The 12841-nt window shown below is 65.9% G+C and carries 14 protein-coding genes; 8 read left to right on the top strand and 6 right to left on the bottom strand.

Annotated elements, in window-relative coordinates; translation table 11 throughout:
* Window positions 1–21: 21 nt before the first annotated feature.
* Window positions 22–795: a uracil-DNA glycosylase family protein gene (locus AC4D6D_RS12070; protein WP_491325465.1), complete on the bottom strand. Its 774-nt coding sequence runs from the start codon at window positions 793–795 to the stop codon at window positions 22–24.
* Window positions 796–887: 92 nt separating this feature from the next.
* Between AC4D6D_RS12070 and AC4D6D_RS12065 the strand changes: the two genes are divergently transcribed.
* From AC4D6D_RS12065 to ilvD, 5 genes are all read left to right on the top strand, one after another.
* Window positions 888–2537: an electron transfer flavoprotein-ubiquinone oxidoreductase gene (locus tag AC4D6D_RS12065; RefSeq protein ID WP_491325464.1), complete on the top strand. Its 1650-nt coding sequence runs from the start codon at window positions 888–890 to the stop codon at window positions 2535–2537.
* Between the two features lie 294 nt (window positions 2538–2831).
* The gene (locus AC4D6D_RS12060; RefSeq protein WP_491325463.1) at window positions 2832–3644 is read left to right on the top strand and encodes a 4-(cytidine 5'-diphospho)-2-C-methyl-D-erythritol kinase; all 813 of its coding nucleotides are present in this window, start codon (window positions 2832–2834) and stop codon (window positions 3642–3644) included.
* Entirely contained in the window at window positions 3641–4363 is a 723-nt protein-coding gene (locus tag AC4D6D_RS12055) for an N-formylglutamate amidohydrolase (protein WP_491325462.1), read from the top strand. The genes AC4D6D_RS12060 and AC4D6D_RS12055 overlap by 4 nt, the downstream gene beginning before the upstream one ends.
* 65 nt (window positions 4364–4428) lie before the next feature.
* Complete coding sequence (locus tag AC4D6D_RS12050) at window positions 4429–4995, top strand: DUF805 domain-containing protein (RefSeq protein WP_491325461.1); 567 nt, start codon at window positions 4429–4431, stop codon at window positions 4993–4995.
* A 148-nt stretch (window positions 4996–5143) separates the two neighbouring features.
* Complete coding sequence (gene ilvD, locus AC4D6D_RS12045) at window positions 5144–7000, top strand: dihydroxy-acid dehydratase (protein ID WP_491325460.1); 1857 nt, start codon at window positions 5144–5146, stop codon at window positions 6998–7000.
* Between the two features lie 96 nt (window positions 7001–7096).
* Here the strand turns inward: ilvD and AC4D6D_RS12040 are convergent, their stop codons facing one another.
* Complete coding sequence (locus AC4D6D_RS12040; RefSeq protein ID WP_147215545.1) at window positions 7097–7372, bottom strand: hypothetical protein; 276 nt, start codon at window positions 7370–7372, stop codon at window positions 7097–7099.
* Between the two features lie 129 nt (window positions 7373–7501).
* Here AC4D6D_RS12040 and AC4D6D_RS12035 point away from each other — a divergent pair, with 129 nt between their 5' ends.
* Genes AC4D6D_RS12035 through AC4D6D_RS12025 form a run of 3 tightly spaced genes read left to right on the top strand, consistent with a single transcriptional unit; the run spans window position 7502 to window position 10519 of the window.
* On the top strand, window positions 7502–7879 hold the full coding sequence (locus AC4D6D_RS12035) for a hypothetical protein (RefSeq protein WP_491325459.1): 378 nt from the start codon (window positions 7502–7504) through the stop codon (window positions 7877–7879).
* A complete protein-coding gene (locus AC4D6D_RS12030; protein ID WP_491325458.1) occupies window positions 7851–9263 on the top strand; it encodes an NAD(P)H-hydrate epimerase in 1413 nt (470 codons plus the stop codon). The genes AC4D6D_RS12035 and AC4D6D_RS12030 overlap by 29 nt, the downstream gene beginning before the upstream one ends.
* A complete protein-coding gene (locus AC4D6D_RS12025) occupies window positions 9260–10519 on the top strand; it encodes a class I SAM-dependent RNA methyltransferase (protein WP_491325457.1) in 1260 nt (419 codons plus the stop codon). The genes AC4D6D_RS12030 and AC4D6D_RS12025 overlap by 4 nt, the downstream gene beginning before the upstream one ends.
* A 22-nt stretch (window positions 10520–10541) precedes the next feature.
* Here the strand turns inward: AC4D6D_RS12025 and AC4D6D_RS12020 are convergent, their stop codons facing one another.
* The 4 genes from AC4D6D_RS12020 to AC4D6D_RS12005 all read right to left on the bottom strand — a co-directional run bounded on the left by AC4D6D_RS12020 (window position 10542) and on the right by AC4D6D_RS12005 (window position 12841).
* Window positions 10542–10805 (bottom strand): hypothetical protein, encoded by a 264-nt coding sequence (locus tag AC4D6D_RS12020; RefSeq protein WP_491325456.1) that lies wholly within the window; start codon window positions 10803–10805, stop codon window positions 10542–10544.
* A 40-nt stretch (window positions 10806–10845) separates the two neighbouring features.
* A complete protein-coding gene (locus tag AC4D6D_RS12015) occupies window positions 10846–11076 on the bottom strand; it encodes a hypothetical protein (RefSeq protein ID WP_147215534.1) in 231 nt (76 codons plus the stop codon).
* Between the two features lie 127 nt (window positions 11077–11203).
* Window positions 11204–12181, bottom strand: a complete 978-nt coding sequence (locus AC4D6D_RS12010) for a threonine ammonia-lyase (protein WP_491325455.1) — start codon at window positions 12179–12181, stop codon at window positions 11204–11206.
* A gap of 15 nt (window positions 12182–12196) precedes the next feature.
* Window positions 12197–12841, bottom strand: a complete 645-nt coding sequence (locus tag AC4D6D_RS12005) for a class I SAM-dependent methyltransferase (RefSeq protein WP_491325454.1) — start codon at window positions 12839–12841, stop codon at window positions 12197–12199.

The following is a 12841-nucleotide window of genomic DNA, read 5'->3' as shown; positions in this document are numbered from 1 at the left end:
ACGTCGAAGTCTCCGGTACGGTTAATTTCTTGTGTCAGTTCCAGACTGTGTCCACTCCAGCCAGGCGTTCCAGAAGCTCGCCTTCGCGCGCGGTTGTTGCATCAGCGCAGCGAGTCCCCACCCGGCCAGAAGCGGTATAACCCTTCCTTCATGCTGAAATTGTCTTAAAACGGCAGCGCGTTGCGGCAATTCGTGGCCGACGAGCGACAGGACGTTTCCGCCGAGCATGATGAGTCGCTGCGGCGCCACAAGGTTAACGTGGCGGGCGAGCGCATCGCCCAGGCCGCGAGTCTCCGCCGAACGCCAGTCCGGCAGGGGATCGTGGCGCGGCAGGGCGCTGGCGAGATAGATGTCCTCACGCCGGGTGCCGAAGGCGGCGAGCATGGCGTCCAGCAGCTTGCCCTGCGCACCGGTCAGCAGGTCTTCGCGGTCCTGCGGCTCGGGAGTTTCGACGACGATCATGAGCTTTGCGCCTGCTTCGCCGCGCGGCGCGATGCGTCCGGGGGGGCCGCCGTCGTCGAGCAGCGATTCGCGCATCCACCAGTCGCGGAAGGCAGGAAGGTCGACTGGCAGTAGCGCCGGATCGATGCGCGTCGGCATCGGCGGAGGCGCATTTTCCTCCACCGGCGGGCGGCGACGCGGTGGCAGGCGTTCGCCGTTTTCGTCCTGTTCTTCCTCTGGCACGATCCACTGGCGGGGCTCGTCCAGGAAGTCGAAATCGACCCCGGCTTCGCGCCACCAGCCGAGCGCACCTGTGATATCGTCCAGAAATTGCCGATTTGGGGCCTGATCCATCGGCTGGGTCTTGACCTCTCGGCTTCCACCAATCAAGGCAATTCGAGAAAATTAATCGAGCGACTAAATTAGGGGCCTGCTCAGTGGACGCAATGATAGAACGCGAAGAGATGCCGTACGACGTCGTCATCGTGGGCGGAGGCCCGGCGGGACTGGCGACGGCGATCCGGCTGAAGCAGGTCGATCCGGAGCTTTCGGTCTGCGTGCTCGAAAAGGGTTCGGAGATCGGCGCGCACATCCTCTCGGGTGCGACGATCGATCCCAAGGCGCTCGACGAACTGCTGCCGACATGGCGCGAGGACGGCTGTCCGCTGGCCGAGACCCCGGTGACCGACAACTGGCACTGGCACCTCACGAAGAAGAAGAAGTTCTCCCTGCCGCATCTGGTGATGCCGCCGTTCATGTCCAATGACGGCAACTACACCGGATCGCTCGGCAATCTCTGCCGCTGGCTGGCGGAGCAGGCCGAGGCGCTGGAGATCGAGATTTTCCCCGGCTTCCCGGCTGCCGAGATCCTCTACGACGCGGCGGGCGCCGTGATCGGCGTGCAGACCGGCGACATGGGCGTCGACCGAGAGGGCAATCCCAAGGGCGACTTCCAGCCGGGCATGAACCTGCTCGGCAAGTACACTGTGTTCTGTGAAGGCGCGCGCGGCCACCTGACCAAGCGGCTCAAGGCGAAGTACGATCTGGAGGCGGATTGCCAGCCGCAGATCTACGGCATCGGCATCAAGGAACTGTGGGACATCCCGGCGGACAAGCATGTCCCCGGCCGGGTGATCCACACCCAGGGCTGGCCGATGAGCGAGACCGACTCCTGGGGCGGCGGCTTCCTCTACCATCAGGCGAACAACCAGGTGGCCTTGGGCTTCGTCACCGCGCTCGATTACAAGAATCCCTACGTCTATCCCTTCGAGGAATTCCAGCGCTGGAAGCAGCATCCGGAGATCCGCGCGATCCTGGAAGGCGGCAAGCGCGTCGCCTATGGTGCGCGCGCGATCAACGAGGGCGGCTGGCAGTCGGTGCCGATGCTGGCCTTCCCCGGCGGCGTGCTGGCGGGCTGCTCGGCAGGCTTCGTCAACGTGCCGCGCATCAAGGGCACCCATACCGCGATGAAGAGCGGCATGCTGGCCGCCGAGGCGATTGCCGCCGCGATCAAGGCGGGCCGCGAGCAGGACACGCTCGGCGAATACGATACCGCCGTGCGCGAAAGCTGGATCGCGACGGAACTGAAGCTCGTCCAGAACGCCGAGCCGCTGGTCGCCAAGTGGGGCGGCGAGATCGGCACGGTGCTGGCGGGCGCCGACATGTGGCTGCGCACGCTGTTCGGCTTCGGCCTAGCCAAGCCGATGAAGCATCACACCGATGCCTCGACCTTGCAGCGCGCCGATCTCTACCAGCCGATCGCCTATCCCAAGCCCGACGGCGTCATCAGCTTCGACCGTCTGACCAGCGTGTCCTACTCGTTCACCAACCACGAGGAAGACCAGCCGGTTCACCTGCGTCTGAAGGATCCCGCGGTGCCGACCGCGATCAACCTGCCGCTCTATGCCGGACCCGAGGCGCGCTATTGCCCGGCGGGGGTCTACGAGTTCGTCGATCCGGACGGTTCGGGCATGAAGCTCCAGATCAACGCGCAGAACTGCGTCCACTGCAAGACCTGCGACATCAAGGACCCGACCCAGAACATCGAATGGGTCACGCCGGAAGGTGGCGGCGGGCCGAATTATCCGAATATGTGATGGAGAAGGGGAGGGCGATGCTCTCCCCTTTTTTCAACGCGCGCCTCGCAAATTTCCCTCGTCACCCTGAACTTGTTTAGCTGCGCTGGCCTTCGGCTCAGGGTCCATCGCGCAGCACGGGCGGTGCTTTAGCTAGCTTGCTGCCGGTGCAGTTTATTCAACGACGCGTCGGCACAAGCGGCCCGATGGATCCTGAAACAAGTTCAGGATGACGCGGCTTTATGGTGAGACGTGGGGCGCGGGGGACCAAGGCTTGTCTTGCCTCCCAGTCCGCGTCGCGCCATGGACGGAGCGATGATTTCCGAAACCGCTTACGCCAAGATCAACCTCGCGCTCCATGTCCGCAGACGGCGCGAGGACGGCTACCATGAGTTGGAAACCCTGTTCGCCTTCGTCGATGCGGGAGATGACCTGACGGCGGTGCCCGTCGAGCAGGACCGTCTCACCACCCGCGGCGAATTCGCAGGGAAGATCGACGATCCTTTCGGCAATATCGTCGCCAAGGCACTGACCGCGCTTCCGCATGGTAAAGGCTGGGCGGTCGATCTCGAAAAGCGCCTGCCGGTCGCGGCGGGGCTGGGCGGCGGTTCCGCTGATGCCGGGGCGGTGTTCCGCATGGTCGAGCGCGTTCATGGCCTCCCCGACGACTGGCACGAGCGCGCGGCAAGGCTCGGTGCCGACGTACCCGCCTGCGTGCTTTCGCGGCCCTGCATTGGCACCGGCACCGGCACCGATCTTGCCGAAGTGGCAGAGAATGACCTCGAAGACTGCCCGGTCCTGCTGGTAAATCCTCGCGCGCCGGTGCCGACCGGGCCGGTGTTCAAAGCCTGGGATGGGCAGGATCGCGGCCCCATGCCGCAGGGAAGCTTGCGCGAGATCGCTCTGGCGGGCCGCAACGATCTGGAAGGTCCCGCCATCGCCATCTGCCCGGTGATCGCGGATGTCCTCGCCGCACTGCGCGAGACCGCGCCTTTCCTCGCCCGCATGTCCGGATCCGGGGCGACGTGCTTTGCGCTCTACGAAAGTCAGGAAGCCTTAAGCCATGCCGCGGCAAGGATTGCGGCGGAACACCCCGACTGGTGGCAACTCTCCGGGAAACTGCGTTGAAAACCGAACCCTACAGCCTGCTCGGCACGCCTACCGAGGGCGGCATTCTCGTCATCGCCGACCATGCCTCGAACCATGTGCCCGAGGGCATCGATCTTGGCATTCCGGCTGAGCTGATGAACCAGCACATTGCCATCGACATCGGCGTCGCCGCCGTGGCGCAGAAGATGATTGCGCCGGGTACTGCCGCCTGGCTCGCCGGGGTCAGCCGTCTGGTTTGCGATCTCAACCGCGATATCGGCATGCCCGGCATGTTCCCGGAGGTCTCGGACGGCTACGAAATCCCCGGCAACCGCATCGGCGATGAGGGCCGGGCGGCGCGGGTCGAGGCCTACTTCGATCCCTATCACGCCGCGCTCGAAAGGCTGCTTGCCGAAAGCCCGCCCGCGCTGATCGTCTCGCTCCACAGTTTCACGCCGGGGCTGGCGACTTGCGACAAGCCGCGCCCCTGGGAGATCGGCATCCTCTACAACGAGGACGACCGCGCCGCGCGCCTCGCCATCCCGCTGCTGGAAGCGGAAGGGCTGACCGTGGGCGACCAGCAGCCTTACTCGGGCCGTATCCTCAACGCCTCGATGAACCGCCATGCCGAAGTGCATGGCAGACCCTATCTCAGCATCGAGATCCGGCAGGACCAGATCGCCGACCCAGCGGGCCAGGCGCTCTGGGCCGAGCGCATGACGCGGCTTTGCAGCGCGGTCGTCGCTCGGCTCGGTTGATCCTGTCCCGTCTTGCGGCCCCCCGGACGCAGCGATAGTCTCGCGGCGATGGATCAGGGGGCAACATGATCGGCTATCACCTTGTGCGGCTGGCGAAATTCTCCGGCCGCGAGACCCGTGCCCGGTTCTGGCCATGGGCGGCAGTGGTGGCGGGCATTGCTATGGTCGGCGGTTTTGCGACGGCGATGCCGATGGTGCTCGCCTCCATGGCGAAGATGCGCAAGTTCGCGCTGGAGCACCCGGAGCAGGCGACGATCACTTCCGGTCCGGGGCATTACGAGGTCGAAATCGGCGGTTATCATCCCGAACTGATGCCGGACCTCGCGCCGTTCCTCACGGCGATGGAGGGCATCATGGCCCTGCTGATCGTGCTGATCGCCGCCGCCGTGGTCCGGCGGCTTCACGATACCGGGCGCTCCGGCGCCTGGGGGCTGCTGCCGCTGCCTTTCCTGTTTTTCGGCTTCGCGCGGATGCCGGTGCTCTTCGCCGATCCCGCCTTCGACACGCGCCTGTTCGGTCTGCTGTTCCTCAACAACTTCTGTTATCTGGGTGCGCTCGGCGTGCTGGTGCTGCTGCTCGCCCGCTCCGGAAAGACGGACGAGAACCGCTATGGCCCCATCCCGGAAAGCTGACTGCGCACGATAACAAAAGTAAAAAGCGCATTTCGGGAAATTTTATGCCTCGCAAAAGCCATGCACATGGCGTAGGGGCGCTCCATATCAATGATCGACACGGCGCGCGCAGAGCGCTGTGTCCATGACCAATCCCGGAGTTCGCACAATGCCCGCCTATCGTTCCCGCACTTCCACCCACGGCCGCAACATGGCGGGCGCGCGTGGCCTCTGGCGCGCGACGGGCATGAAGGATGCGGACTTCGGCAAGCCGATCATCGCCGTGGTGAACTCGTTCACCCAGTTCGTGCCCGGCCACGTCCACCTCAAGGACCTCGGCCAGATGGTCGCGCGCGAGATCGAGGCGGCGGGCGGCGTCGCCAAGGAATTCAACACCATCGCGGTCGATGACGGCATCGCCATGGGCCACGACGGCATGCTCTATTCGCTGCCCAGCCGCGACCTGATCGCGGACAGCGTGGAATACATGGTCAACGCCCACTGCGCCGACGCCATGGTTTGCATCTCCAACTGCGACAAGATCACGCCGGGCATGCTGATGGCGGCGCTGCGCATCAATATCCCGGTGGTCTTCGTTTCGGGAGGCCCGATGGAAGCGGGCAAGGTCGTGCTGCGCGGCAAGGAGCAGGCGCTCGATCTGGTCGACGCCATGGTCGCCGCCGCCGACGAGAGCTACACTGACGAGGAAGTCCAGGCGATCGAGCGTTCGGCCTGCCCGACTTGCGGGTCTTGCTCGGGCATGTTCACCGCCAACTCGATGAACTGCCTGACCGAAGCGCTGGGCCTCTCGCTGCCGGGCAACGGTTCGACGCTGGCAACGCACTCGGATCGCCAGCGCCTGTTCCTCGAAGCGGGCCGTCTCGCGGTCGATCTCTGCCGCCGCTATTACGAGCAGGAAGACGAGACCGCGTTGCCACGCAATATCGCCAGCTTCGGCGCGTTCGAGAACGCCATGAGCCTGGATATCGCCATGGGGGGCTCCACCAACACCGTGCTCCACCTGCTGGCCGCCGCCGTGGAGGCGGGCGTGGACTTCACGATGGAGGATATCGACCGCCTCAGCCGCAAGGTGCCGTGCCTCTCCAAGGTCGCGCCTGCGAAGAACGACGTCCACATGGAAGACGTTCACCGCGCCGGCGGCATCATGGCGATCCTGGGTCAGCTCGACCGTGCGGGCCTGCTGCATACCGACCTGCCGACCGTCCATGCACGTACTTTGGGGGATGCCCTGAACCACTGGGACATCTCGCGCACCAATGCGCCTTCGGTGCAGGAATTCTTCAAGGCCGCGCCGGGCGGCGTGCCGACGCAGACCGCCTTCAGCCAGTCGCGCCGCTGGGAAGAACTCGACCTCGACCGTGAGAACGGCGTGATCCGCAGCAAGGAGCACGCCTTCAGCCAGGATGGCGGACTCGCGGTGCTTTACGGCAATATCGCGCTGGACGGCTGCATCGTGAAGACGGCAGGCGTGGACGATTCCATCCTGAAGTTCACCGGCACCGCGCGCGTCTACGAATCGCAGGACGCCGCCGTTGCGGGCATTCTCGGCGGGCAGGTCGGTGCCGGTGACGTCGTCGTCATCCGCTACGAGGGACCGCGCGGAGGGCCGGGCATGCAGGAAATGCTCTATCCGACCAGCTACCTGAAGTCGAAGGGCCTCGGAAAGGCCTGCGCGCTGCTGACCGACGGTCGCTTCTCGGGCGGAACTTCGGGTCTCTCGATTGGACACGCCTCGCCGGAAGCGGCAGAGGGCGGCGCCATCGGCCTTGTCGAGAACGGCGACACCATCGAGATCGATATCCCCGGCCGCACCATCAACCTGATGGTTTCGGACGAAGTGCTGGCCCATCGCCGCGCCCAGCAGGAGGCGCGGGGCGCCGATGCATGGTCGCCGGTCCATCCGCGCCCGCGCAAGGTTTCGGCGGCGCTTCAGGCTTATGCGGCGATGACCACCAGCGCGGCCAAGGGTGCCGTTCGCGATGTCACGCAGCTCAAGCGGAAGTAAGGTTCAAAGGGTAAGAGCAGGGGTTATTACCCCTGCACCCCATCACCGTCTTCGTTGCGCCCGGCCTATCGGGGGGCGCAACACTTGCGGGCCGGTCTAGCCGTCGCTGACGGGGGCTAGTCGCACGGCTTCGTCCACCATGTTTTGCCAGGCGTCGTGTACGTCGCTGATGTTGACGGACAGGCCGCGATCCTTCTTGAGAAGGTGTTCACCCGCAAGGCACATGCCGGGCGTCGGAACCCGCAGGGCCTTTACGACTTCCCGCGCGGTTTCCTTGAATTGCTCGCGATCTTGTGGGGTCAGGGCATTCCAGTCGTCGGTTCCGTGTTCGGCCTTCGCCAGGGCACGGGCAGCGCGTTCTATCAGCGGCATCGTTATGCTCTCCCTCGACAGATTCCGGGGCAGCGTAACATCACGTGAAGGCTTGCGTAAGTGTCCCATTCTCGGGCTGCGCCAGACAGACGCTTGCTGTCGGTGGGAAAGTCCCTGTAGCCAGGGCACATGGCACGCTTGTTCCCCGCTACAGCTCTTGTTCTGGCCCTCACGGCCTGCTCGTCCAGGCACGAAGCGCCGAAAGTGGCGGAGGGGGAGGAGCATATTCTCTGCGCCGTTTCCGGTTCCGGCGATCTCAAGCCGATCTGCGCGGTCGAGCGGCAAGAAGGGCCGGACGGGCTGATTCTGGTGGTTCGCCACCCGGACGGCGGTTTCCGCCGCTTCGCCGTGGTGACCGACGGACGCGGGCTTGAGGTTGCCGATGGCGCGCAAGTGGCGGTAACAAAGCTCGAAGGCGGCAAGCTCGACGTTTCGGTCGCGGCCGACCGCTACCTGTTCCCGGCCACGAGGAAATCCCATGCCCCACAGGCTGCTCCCCCAGAATGACCAGATCCTGACCGTCGCCCAGATGCGCGCCGCCGAAGAGACGCTGATCGCGGCGGGTTCGTCGGTGGAGGCCTTGATGCGGATCGCCGGACTGGGCTCGGCGGAATGGGTCTGGCGGGTTTCGGCAGGGCGCTCCGTCACCGTCCTGTGCGGTCCGGGCAACAATGGCGGCGACGGCTATGTGATCGCCGAGGCCATTCGCGAGCGCGGCGGGCAGGTGACCGTCGTTGCGCCGGTCGGTCCGAAGACAGACGCTGCCCGTGATGCGCGCGCCCGCTATCATGGCGCGGTGCTGGGTATGGATGCGGAGGTGCATGGCGATGTCTTCGTCGATTGCCTCTATGGCAGCGGCCTTACGCGCCCGTTGTCGGCGGAGGATTTCACGCTGCTGGTGCGGCTGGCGAAGGCGCATCACCACCGCATCGCGCTCGATCTGCCGAGCGGAGTGCAGTCGGACACCGGCATGCTGCTCAATCAGGGGCTGCCCGATTACGAGGCGACACTGGCGCTTGGCGCGTGGAAGTTCGCGCATTTCCTTATGCCCGCGACGGCCATGATGGGCACGCTGCGGCAAGTGCCGATCGGCGTTGCACCGATCGACGGGGCCGCCGTTTCGGTCGGCAAACCCCGGATCGGGGCGCCGGGGGCGGATGCGCACAAGTATCGGCGCGGGCTTTTGGCGGTGGTCGGCGGGGCGATGCCCGGCGCGGCGGTGCTGGCGAGCCTCGCGGCGCAGGGGGCAGGCGCGGGCTATGTGAAGCTCTTTGCCGACAGCAAACGCAATGTGCCCGCCGATCTCGTGGTCGATCAGGGCGCGTTGACCGATGTGCTGAGCGATGATCGCAACACAGCGGTTCTGGTCGGGCCGGGGCTTGGTCGCGATGCCGCCGCGCGCGAGCGGCTGGCGGTGGCGCTGGCCAATCCGGTGCCGGTGGTGGTCGACGCCGATGCGCTGATCCTGCTGGCGCCGCGCGTCTTGGCGGAGCGTTCGGCGGCCACCGTGGCAACCCCGCATGAGGGCGAACTGATGGCGCTGGAGCGCGCTTTCGACCTAGACGGCAGCGGCAGCAAACCGGCCCGCGCGCTGGCTCTGGCGGCGGCGAGCGGTATGGTCGTGGTCGCCAAGGGGCCGGACACGGTAATTGCGGCACCGGATGGGCGTCTCGCCTGCGCGCCGCGTGCGACTTCGTGGCTTTCGACGGCCGGGACGGGGGACGTGCTGGCCGGATGCATCGCCAGTCGCCTCGCCGCCGGTGTCGATGCTTTTGGGGCGGCTTGCGAGGGCGTATGGCTGCATGGAGAGGCCGCGCGGCGCTCTCCGCCCGCCTTTACTGCCGGTCAGCTTGGACAAATGGTCCCGGCTGCGCTAGCGGCCTGCCTGTGACTACTGGAACCGAAGAAATTCTCCGCATCGCCGCCAAGGGCGATGGCGTAACCGAATCCGGCCGCTTCGCCTGGGGCGCCGCACCGGGCGACTTGCTGCATGAAGACGGCACCCTGGAATGGGGACCGCATCATATCCAGCCGGTCTGCACCCATTTCGGCCGCTGCGGCGGCTGCCAACTTCAGCAGCTGAACGATCAGATGCTCGCCGATTTCGTCGAGGGCCGCGTGGCGAATGCCTCGGCCTCGCAGGAACTGGGCGCGGAAAGGATCGCACCGCCGCATCTTTCGCCGCCGGGTGCGCGTCGGCGCGTTTCGCTGCGCGCGGAAAGCTCGGGCGGGCGCGTCGTGATCGGCTTCCGCGAGGCGAAGTCGCACCGGCTGGTCGAGCTGGAAGAGTGCCCGGTCATGGCGCCGGAACTGTTCGCGGTGCTGGGCCCGCTGCGCAAGCTGCTCATCATGATGGGCAAGGCGGCACCGGCGAAGAAGGGCCGTCACGGCAAGCCGAGCAAGCACCAGCAGACTCGCATGGCCGCCGATATCGAGATGACGCTGACCGATCAGGGCGTCGATCTGGGCGTGAAGGGCCTTACCGCAGAGGGTCTGGCCGCGACCGAGGCGATGCTCGATTTCTCGCGCGAACATAAGCTCGCCCGTCTGACCATGGACGGCGGCTACGGGTTCGAGACCGTGTGGGAGCCGGTGCCGGTTACGGTGACGCTGGGCGGCGTCAAGGTGCCGATCCCGCCGGGTTCGTTCCTTCAGGCGACCGTCGATGGCGAGCAAGCGCTGGTCGATGCGGCGAAGACCTGGCTGGCAGGTGCGGCGACCGTGGCTGACCTGTTCTCCGGCCTCGGCACGTTTGCACTGGCGCTCGCCGGGCCGCAGACGAGGGTCCTGGCCGCAGAAGCCGCGCGTGACGCGCACTTGTCGTGCAAGGCCGGCGCCGACCGCGCGCAATTGCCGGTTTTCGCCGCCCACCGCGACTTGTTTCGCAATCCGCTCCAGCCCGACGAACTCAGCAAGTTCGAAGCGGTCGTGCTCGATCCGCCGCGCGCCGGCGCGCGCGAGCAGGTCGATTGCATTGCCGATTCCAGCGTGAGCCGGGTGGTCTATATCTCGTGCAACCCGTCAAGCTGGTCGCGCGATGCGGCGCGGCTGATCGACGCGGGCTTCCGGCTGGTGGAACTGCGCCCGGTGGGGCAGTTCCGCTGGTCCACCCACGTCGAACTGGCGAGCTACTTCGAGCGCGGCTGAGGGGAACCTCGGTCGCCTCGAGTCAGTCTGACTCTTGCGCCTTGGCCATCATGTCCATGAAGTCTCGAGCCGCATTGCGGTCTTCCTCGTTGTCGAAGGCAACGTCGAGATCGGGCGAGGCGCCGAACATATAAAGCAGGGACCACAGCGCGAAACGCCGGGCTGGGTCCTTCTGCATGCCGAAATCGACGCGCATCCGTTCGATACCCGCCTCAAGCGCGGCAGGGGCGATGGTCGCAAAGTCGTCGGTGCCGAAATAGCGGCGAAGCTGGTCGTCCAAATCCATGGACGCGCTCTAGCAGCACGCGGCCCCGGCGCGAAGAGAGTCAGGAGTCGCTTTCGTTCCGAGACATGTGCGCGGCAATCAGCTGGTAGATCACCAAGGCCCAGGTGCTGCCGATCACCCCTATGAAGAAGGTCGACCAGCTCAGCCCCCAGTCGGCGTCCAGCAGGTTGTTCGTCAGCGCGGCAAGCGTGATCAGCACCAGAATGGTTTCGAGCGCGACGAAAGCTCCGCGCGTAATGGCGATGGAATATGACTCGCGGCCAACGATCACGGCTGTCTCCCGAAAGTATCTTGTCTTTTCGGCGTAAGAATAATGCAGCGAGCGTGGATGCGTCCAGAATTACTTTCGCGGGGACTGTATCGCTATGCGACAGCTTCGGCCGAGCCGCTGTCCCGCGTCAGTCCAGCGTTTGCAGCACTTTGGCGAAGGCCTGGGCATCGGTGTTGCCACCGGACAGGATCACCGCCGTACGATCGGTAAGCTCGACTTTGCCCGCCAGCACCGCCGCCAATGCCGCCGCGCCGCCCGGCTCGACGACGAGTCGCAGTTTCGCGAAAGCGAGGCGCTGCGCCGCGCGCACTTCGGCGGGGGTGACGACAAGGCCGAAAGGGCAACGGGCCTTGAGGATCTCGAAGTTGATCGGCCAGGTGCCGGGAGTCTGGAGCGCATCGCAGGGCGTCGGCGGTGCATCGGGGCCGACCCGCTGGATTTCGCCCAATTCCAGACTGTGGCAGACATCGTCCCAGCCTTCGGGTTCCACCGGGATTATCCCAGCCTCGGGCAGGGCGAGGGCGAGTCCGGCGGTGAGGCCGCCGCCGCCGCAGGGGGCGAGAATCAGGTCGGGCGAGGCCAAATCCTGCTCGGCCATCTGCTCGGCGATTTCGAGACCCGCGGATCCTTGGCCCTCGATGATCCAGGGGTCGCCATAGGCATGGACGAGCGTGGCGCCGCGTTCCTCGCACAGACGATTCGCCACTTCATCGCGGTCCTCGCCGCCGGGTCGGTCGTAGAGCACGACTTCGGCCCCGAGGGCGCGGGTATTGGCGAGTTTCACTTCCGGCGCATCGACCGGCATCACGATGGCGGCATGGATACCCAGCTTGCGGGCGGCCCATGCCACGCCCTGCGCGTGGTTGCCGCTCGACACGCCGACGACACCGCGTGTGCGTTCCTCTTCGGTCAGCGCGGTCATGCGGTGCCAGGCGCCGCGAATCTTGAAGGCCCCCACGGGCTGGAGGCTCTCGGCTTTGCACCAGATCGTGCGTCCGTTGACCTCCAGCGGCAGTAGCGGCGTTCTCGGCAGGATTTCCGAGACTTTACGGGCAGCAAGCGCAACGCCTTGCGCGGTCGGACGGTGGAGGAGGGCCTGAGTCATGGCCCCGGCATAGTCCTAACGGGAGAGCTGGACCAACTGGTAATAGCCCAGCGGACCACGCTCCACCGCGATCCGCAGGGATTTCTCCCCGGCAAGCCGCGCCGCGACCATCGGCAGGTCGATGCGGGGGCTGACATGGAATTTCGCCAGCCATGCCCTCAGGCCCTTGCGCAAGGGCGAGGGCAGCCCGGCGAGATCGCCGAAATCGACGGCATGAAGCACACCGCCCGGTGCCAATGCGGCAGCCGCCTGTTCCAGAGCCACCTGCCAGTCCGGTATCATCGAGAGCGTGTAGGACAGCACGACCCGGTCGAAACCCGCGCAGCCGAACAGGGCGTTCGCATCGAAACGGGTAGCATCACCCGGCGCCAGCCGGACCTGCGGGCCGAGCCGGGCGCGGGCGCTCTTGAGCATCTCGGCCGAGATATCGAAGCCGTGGCACTGCACTTGCGGCCAGGCCCGCGCGATCAGTTCGAGATTGCGCCCGGTGCCGCAGCCCACTTCCAGCACGCTCATGCCCGGCGCGGCGTTCAGTTCGCGGATCAGGCGATCACGGCCGAACAGGTAGTACTTGCGGGTGAAGTCGTAGATGTGGCGCTGGCCGCGATAGACCTTGTCCATCAGCGCGGCGTGATCCTGCGAGAGGGCGGTGCCGGTCAT

This window comes from Novosphingobium sp. BF6, from assembly GCF_058273105.1.
Note: the sequence above shows the minus strand (reverse complement) of the source record. Positions and strands in the feature narration are given on the sequence as shown.